Below are 6,916 nucleotides of genomic sequence, written 5' to 3' on the forward strand. Positions count from 1 at the left end.
CCGCTCCGTCTGTTTTGTGAACAGCGCGTGAAACGCAGCGGCCGGAGGCACGGCGGGGAGGCATGAGGGACCCATTTTACTTTTGACCCCCTCGCGCTGGAGCATGTGTCTCGAATGCGTCGCTCCCGTGTCTTCGCTCTCGACTTACAGCTCCGGCTCACTCCCTTCCGCGGCTCCCGGAAGGCCCTCTTCTCGCGGCTCGCGGGCGTGGGGGCCGTGCTGCTGATGCTCCTCGCGTTCGCGCCCGCCGCCCGGGCGGAGGCCGCTGGGACACCGGACGCCCAGCCCGCGCTCGACGGGTGGCGCTATCGCTGGGGAGACTCGCCGCTGGGGCCTGACGGCGTCCCCACGTGGGCGACAGAGCCGGAGGACGCGGCGGGCTGGCAGGCCATGACCGCGCTCCAGGAACCGCCGGGCCGCGGGACGAACACCTTCCTCTGGCTGAGCATCCCCGTGCCCCAGGGCCCGTGGCTGGAGCCCGCCCTCTTCCTGGGCAACGTGGCCAACGCCTTCGAGGTCTACGCCGACGGCCAGCGCGTCCACACCAGCGGGACGCTGGCCCCCAACGGCCAGGAGATCATGGAGAACATGGTCTGGCACCTGGTGCCCGTGCCGCCCGCGTCCATGGGCCATCGCGTGCTCCTGCGCATCCAGGCGCATGGGCCCGCCATCGGCGTCACTCGCGACGCGAAGGTGGGCTCGCGCCAGGAGCTGCTCGCGGAGGTGACGCGCATGGGACTGGCGCCCTTCGTCATGGGGACGCTGCTGGTCGGCATTGGCTCGGTGTCGCTGTTCGCCGCCATCCTGCGCCGCCAGGGGCGGATGCTCGCCTCGCTGACCGTGTTCTCCGCGGGCTCGGGCGCGCTGCTGCTCGGCTCCAGCGGCCTGTTCCCGGCGCTCTGGGGCAAGGCGGCCACCGGCAGCGTGCTCACGCTGCTGGGTTCGTACGCCATCCTGCCCGCCCTGGCGTGGTTCATCTCCGATACGGTGGGCACGGACAAGCTGCGCTGGTTCCGCCGGGGCGCGGCGGTCGTCACCGTGCCGGCCATCCTCCAGGCGATCATCGTGGTGATGGACCTGGGCTCCGCGTGGCGGCTGCTGCCCGCGTTCATCCTCTATTCGCTGCCCGGACTGCTGGTGTGCGTGGGGGTCGCGGTGGTCGAGGCCCTCAAGGGGAACAAGGACGCGCGCATCTTCGTCGCGGGCCTGGGGGTCCTCACCTTCGTGCTCTTGCTCAGCACCCTGCCGATGCTGGGCCTGATGGAGGCCACCGACAGCCAGGTGCACTGGGGGTTCTTCGCGCTCACGCTGTCGCTCGTGGCCATCGTGGCGCGGCGCTCCGCGGAGGTGGTGCGCTCGCTGGCGGAGTACACGCACCAGTTGGACGCGCGCCGCAAGGACGTGCGCCTCCTGGCCGAGGGCATGGGCCGCGGCGCGGACGAGCTCGCCGCCGTCGTGCAGCAGCTGCACACCTCCAGCGAGGAGCAGACGGTGGGCATCAGCCGTCAGGCCGCCGCGCTGCGCGAGCTGGAGCAGACGGTGGAGGAGATCCGCCAGGGCTCGCACCTGACGGCGGACAAGGCGCGAGTGCTCGCGGCGTCCGCGGAGAGCGCGGAGGCGGTGGGGCGCGAGGGCGGCGCCGCCCTGGAGCGCACGCTGACGGACCTGGCCGCCATCCGCACGGAGGTGTCGGGGATGGCCTCGCGCATCCTCGCGCTCGACGAGCGCACCCGAGAGGTGTCCAGCATCGTCGACGACGTGAAGACGCTGGCGGACCAGTCCAACATGCTGGCCATCAACGCGGCCATCGAGGCGGTGCGCAACGGCGACAGCGGCAAGGGCTTTGGCGTGGTGGCCAAGGAGATGCGCAGGCTGGCGGACCAGTCCATCCGCGCCACCGAGCGCATCCGCGACGTGCTCGACGGCGTGAGCATGAGCATGCGCGAAGCCGCGCAGATGAGCGAACAGGGCGAGGCGCGCGTGCAGGTGAGCCTGGACGCCGTCCGCGGCTCCGGCGCGCAGCTGCAGAAGCTGACGAGCATCATCGGCGACACCACCGGCAGCGTGAGGCAGATCACCCAGGCCGTGGCGCAGCAGGACTCGGGCACGCATCAGATTGCCCAGGCCATCCAGGAGCTGTCCGGCCAGATGCAGCGCACGCTCCAGGCCGTGGAGGAGACGCGCACCGTCACGCACTCCGTGCAGACGTTGGCGGAGGTCATGTCGGGGGCCGCGAGCAAGGCGCTCCGCTCCGGCACGTTGGACGACCAGCAGAAGCCCGCGGCGGCGTGAAGCCCGGGCCGGGCCCGGCTACACTCCGGGCCATGGTGCCCCTGACCGACCACTCCGGGCTGTCCCCCGAGCGGCGCGCCGCCCTGGAGCGGCAGCTCGCGCCGCTCACGCTGCTCCAGGACGTGGTCCGCTGGGGCTTCGCGAGCCACCCGCCGCGCGACGTGGCGGCGGTGGTGGTCCAGGACGAGTTCACCCACGACGTGGTGCTGCCCTGGGAAGAGGAGCGCTACCTCGTCTTCGACACCACCTGACTGGGCGGAGTGACCTCGGTCTCCGTGTGGGACCGCTGCCCTACCGCCGATGAGCTGCTGGACGCGAGGCTGCGCGCCGGCTGGACACCCACGCCGACGAGCACCGTCGACGGGGACGTCGTCCTGGGCCACGCCGCGTGCCGGGCTCCGTCCAGGGCCGCGCGCTGACGTCCTGGCGACACTCGTCCGGGGGCATGCGTGGAGAACGCGACGCCCTGGGCGAAAAGGCGCGCGGGCGCTGACGAAGCCATGACGTGCGGGAAGTACGAGCACCGCCATGGAAGAGAGTCTGAAGCCCCGGTTGCGCGGCCTGTCCCACGTCATCGCGTTCGTGGCGGCGCTGGTGGGCTGCGTGAGGATGGCGCAGCTGCCGGTGCACGGCGTGCAGTACGCGGCGAACCTGGTGTTTGGCGGCAGCATGGTGCTGATGTTCGGAGTGAGCGGGGGCTATCACTGGCCCACCTGGAGCGCGGCGACGTACCAGCGGATCCGCCGGTTCGACCACGCGGCCATCTTCATCCTCATCGCGGGGAGCTTCACGCCGCTGGCGACGTTGGACCCCATGGGGGGCCTGAGCCAGCGGTTGCTCTGGGTGATGTGGGGCGCGGCGCTGACGGGAGCCACGCTGACGCTCGCGGGCATCTCCGCGTCGCGAGGCCTGCGCTCGGGGCTCTACGTGGCGCTGGGCTGCGTGGCGGCCCCGGTGTTCTGGAACCTGCCTGGGGTGATGGGCCAGGGCCGCGTGGGATGGCTCTTCGTCGGGGCCATGCTCTACGCCGTGGGCGCGGTGGTGTACGCGCGCCGTTGGCCGGATCCCATCCCCCACGTCTTCGGCTACCACGAGGTGTTCCACGTCATGGTCGTCGCCGCGGCCGCCACGCACTACGCTGTGCTGCTGGACTTCGTGGGGCGGTAAGAAAAGGCCTTGGCCATGCGTCTGCGCGCGTGCATCGCAATTCTGCTTTTCATTTCGGGCTGTGCAGCGACAGAGCCCATCACGAGGGAGCCCGCGGCACGCGGCCGACGGAGTGCCAACCTCCAGCGAGCGGCGGGGCTGCCCTGGAAGGACGGCGGGCGGTGCGTCGTTCGCGAAGCGTCCCAGCCATGGCCCGTGCTGGTGGAGCGGTGCTATCCGGCGCTCGACCAGGACCGGGTCGAGTTCCACGACACCACGGGAAGATGCACGGTCGCCTCCGCTGACGCCGCGACCCTGGGACTCGGGGTCTGTGTGCTGGCGGCTCCTGAGATTGCCGTGGGAGCCGTCATCGTCCTGGGCGTGCGTGGTGGTGGTCGCCGTCGCCATCAAGGAGGAGTTTGATGCGTATGAGCTCCGCCACCTCTATCCCGAGGAAGCAGGGGCCTCACGAGGAACAAAGGCAGCGCCTCGGGAAGAGGTAGCGAAGCGGAAGCCCGAGTTGGAGCCGGAACCAGCGGGGAAGGACTGGCAGCCCCCTGTTCCTCCTGTGCCTGTGGACCGGACACGCCGCGCCAGTTGCGAGCCCGTTCCAGTGCCGCACGCAGGCGAGGACAACGCGCACAACGACTGCGCCGACAAGTTTCCGCCCAACCGCTATCCCGGGATGGATGTGCTCGTGGACGGAGTCCTCTTCGATGCGCTGCAAGTCGGCATGCGCGTGCTGTGGGAGATCAAGACCCATCAATTCGATTCGTACAATGCCTATGTCCAGAGACAGGAAATCGAGAAGGAGCTCAAGCAATTGGACAAGGAGCGAAAAGCCGCGGCGGCATGTGGATATGGCTTCGTCGTTGGAGTGAGTTCCGAGCTGCACAAAGAGGAATTGCTACGGAGGGATCAGACCCTCGAAGTTGTCGTCACTGGGTGCAAAAGATGAATACGCAAAAGAGTCTCGACATCATCGTCTACGCGCCGGCGCTTATGGGCAAAGACCGCCGCACTATCGATAGCGTTCGAGGCATGGAAAAAGCACTCCCTGGCTTGCGCCTGGAGTGGCGGCTCTCTGAAGGCGGGCGCCCTCATGCATTACCGCAGCGCGACACGTGGCTCATCGAAAGTATTGAGGACGGTGGATTCCCCATCGTGTGCAATGGGGACGAGAACTACCCCGTGACGGTGATGGGAAGGGAACGCTCGGGATTTTTCAGCCCAGCGGGTCGGGCCCAATTTGAAGTCCACGCAGAGCTACCTTTGGACGCGGCCGTCAGCGCAGCAGCGGCGGATGTACTGGAAGCCGCAGCAGAGGGCGCACGCGCATTCTGGGGACGTGCGACGCCAGACGGAGCCGCGGTGGACATCGCGTATCAAACAGCCCCCACGCGGGGCGGACCACCATCCCCGCGCCGGGGGTTGCCGGCCCTGAAGCTCTTCCAGCAGATCCGTTCGCCCGAGATTCCTTACTACCTCGGATGGCTGAACTATTGGTCGGATGCCGCCGCAAGGGCCATTGGGTTCCCGGATCCTGCTCGCGACACCGAATTGCTCTCACGGTCGCGGCGCACCGCGACGGGCGGGTGGATCGTGCAGCTCACCGAGGCGCCCCTAGACCTGGACGACCTCTCCCATCTTGAAGCGCTCAAAAGAGCCTACGAGCGCTTCCCCGAAATCGGCGGGCGCGGAGCGCCTTGACCTCGTTTCAGGGGCTTGGGACACGGCCCCGGCAGCAGGAAAGAGCCCCACTGCGCGAGCGTCCGCGATGGTAGCGTGCCCATCTGGGAGGTCACGCACCATTGTTCCAACCTTTTAGATTGGCCCTTCCCCTGGCCTTTGCGCTCGCGTGGGGAGCCGCCGCCCATGCACAGCCAACGCGCGGAGGGCGTGTCAAGCGAGAGCGTGCCGTCACGGTCGCGACTGATCCCACGAATCCACTGCCCGTCATCTATGTCGCGCAGGACGCAATGACGCTGCTGTTCTTTCCCGCGCCAATCCAGAAGAAGACCCTGACCTTTGACGAGTCCCGGATCCGCGTCCTGGATGCGGGCGAGCGCTCCGTCATCGTTCAGCCCATCGCCAATCTCGAAGACGGCGAGCGTCAGGAACTGGGGGTCTTCTTCGCCGACGGTCGCGCGCCCTCACGAGCAACCTTCGTGCTCGTGACCGACCCGGCCGAGGTGGACTCGCGGATCGACGTACAACGCCCGGACACGGCCTGTCCGCCGTCAGCTCAAGCCCCAGTGCCGAAGCCAGAAGACTTCGTGCTGCTCGGCTACGTGAACAAGCAAGGCATCACGACGTCCATCATCAAGAACAAGGCAGATGCTGTGCATGACCTCACGATGGAATTCTCCGTAGCCTTTCGGGGCGAGGGTTGGATTCTGGTGGACGTTCTAATCTTGAACCGCCCAGGCCACTCCGCATGGACACCACGAGAGGCAACCTTCTCGGGAAGAGTCGGCGCACCTCTGCGAGCGCGGCTCGTAGCGGTGAAGCAGGGGGCGATCCCGCCAGGAGAGAACGGGCGTGTGCTTGCGGTCGTGGAAGTACCAGAGACGAAAGCAGACCTCGTCTTCACCGTGGAGGTCCGCGGGGATGGAGGGCGTCTTCTCACGATTCCAGACGTGCGCTTCCCACAGCCCCGTTCAGAGGACACGCAATGAGCGCGACACTGCTCCACCCTCCGCCCGGCACGTTGATTGACGGGTGGCAGGTTTCCAAGTCACTCGGCGACGGAGGCTTTGCGTTCGTCTTTCTTGGCGAAAAGAACGGCAGGCACCGCGCCATCAAGGTGGCCCAGCACCGGGAGTCCAGCGGCGATCTCAAACAGACCCATGCCCGGACGCTCCGGGAGTTGACCGCGCTGCTCATGCTGGACCATCCGAACATCGTCCGGCCGCAAGGGTATGGCGTCGCGGAAAGTGGCAACCTCTACCTCGCGCTTGACTACGTGGACGGCTGGACGCTCGCGGAGTGGGCCGAGCGCAAGCACCCGACCGTCCGCGAAGTCCTCGAAGTCTTCGTGAAGCTCGCGGGTGCGCTGGCGTACATGCATGGCAGGGGCATCCTGCATCGGGATCTCAAGCTGTCCAACGTGCTCATCCGCAGGAGCGACGGCGAGCCCGTCGTCATCGACTTCAGTTGCGCGACCTACACGCGCGCCGAAGACCTGACGGATGGAGGCCTGCCTCCGGGCACGGACCGCTATCGCGCGCCCGAGCAGTTCAAGTTCCTGCGCGAGCACAAGGACGAGCATCGGGCCCGTTACGCCTTCCAGGTCGCCGACGAAATCTTCGCGGTTGGCGTCATGCTCCATGAGCTGCTGACCGACCCGCGACCGACGGAGTTTCGTCCGCGCTTCGACTTGAACAACCCGGCCCTGCCGCCCTGAGCGATCCCCGCATTTGAGCGGGCAGATCGCCAGTCGCCTGCCCGACGGCTCCGTGCAAGGCGAGGTGGTGCG

The 6,916-nt window shown here is 67.8% G+C and carries 6 protein-coding genes and 2 pseudogenes; all 8 read left to right on the forward strand.

Going from position 1 to position 6,916, the window contains the following annotated elements; genetic code table 11:
* The first annotated feature begins 114 nt into the window (after positions 1 to 114).
* Entirely contained in the window at positions 115 to 2,292 is a 2,178-nt protein-coding gene (locus GTZ93_RS38040) for a methyl-accepting chemotaxis protein (RefSeq protein WP_139920287.1), read from the forward strand.
* Between the two features lie 32 nt (positions 2,293 to 2,324).
* A complete protein-coding gene (locus tag GTZ93_RS38045) occupies positions 2,325 to 2,543 on the forward strand; it encodes a hypothetical protein (RefSeq protein ID WP_120580061.1) in 219 nt (72 codons plus the stop codon).
* Between the two features lie 9 nt (positions 2,544 to 2,552).
* The gene (locus tag GTZ93_RS38050) at positions 2,553 to 2,711 is read left to right on the forward strand and encodes a hypothetical protein (RefSeq protein WP_161663304.1); all 159 of its coding nucleotides are present in this window, start codon (positions 2,553 to 2,555) and stop codon (positions 2,709 to 2,711) included.
* A 109-nt stretch (positions 2,712 to 2,820) separates the two neighbouring features.
* Positions 2,821 to 3,459 (forward strand): PAQR family membrane homeostasis protein TrhA, encoded by a 639-nt coding sequence (gene trhA, locus GTZ93_RS38055; RefSeq protein WP_139920289.1) that lies wholly within the window; start codon positions 2,821 to 2,823, stop codon positions 3,457 to 3,459.
* 15 nt (positions 3,460 to 3,474) lie between these two features.
* Positions 3,475 to 4,396: pseudogene (locus GTZ93_RS43455) on the forward strand (DUF6310 domain-containing protein).
* Entirely contained in the window at positions 4,393 to 5,148 is a 756-nt protein-coding gene (locus GTZ93_RS38065) for a DUF5953 family protein (RefSeq protein ID WP_139920291.1), read from the forward strand. Before GTZ93_RS43455 ends, GTZ93_RS38065 begins: the two are co-directional and overlap by 4 nt.
* 101 nt (positions 5,149 to 5,249) lie before the next feature.
* Positions 5,250 to 6,116 (forward strand): DUF2381 family protein, encoded by an 867-nt coding sequence (locus GTZ93_RS38070; protein WP_139920293.1) that lies wholly within the window; start codon positions 5,250 to 5,252, stop codon positions 6,114 to 6,116.
* Positions 6,113 to 6,841: pseudogene (locus tag GTZ93_RS38075) on the forward strand (serine/threonine protein kinase); the annotation flags it as partial. The gene GTZ93_RS38070 and the pseudogene GTZ93_RS38075, both read left to right, overlap by 4 nt.
* Positions 6,842 to 6,916: the final 75 nt, after the last annotated feature.

This window comes from Corallococcus exiguus, assembly GCF_009909105.1.
Classification (GTDB): Bacteria; Myxococcota; Myxococcia; order Myxococcales; family Myxococcaceae; genus Corallococcus; species Corallococcus exiguus.

Coding starts and splice junctions, on each gene's coding strand:
- GTZ93_RS38040 (WP_139920287.1), top strand. CDS start 115: ATGCGTCGCTCCCGTGTCTTCGCTCTCGACTTACAGCTCCGGCTCACT.
- GTZ93_RS38045 (WP_120580061.1), top strand. CDS start 2,325: ATGGTGCCCCTGACCGACCACTCCGGGCTGTCCCCCGAGCGGCGCGCC.
- GTZ93_RS38065 (WP_139920291.1), top strand. CDS start 4,393: ATGAATACGCAAAAGAGTCTCGACATCATCGTCTACGCGCCGGCGCTT.
- trhA (WP_139920289.1), top strand. CDS start 2,821: ATGGAAGAGAGTCTGAAGCCCCGGTTGCGCGGCCTGTCCCACGTCATC.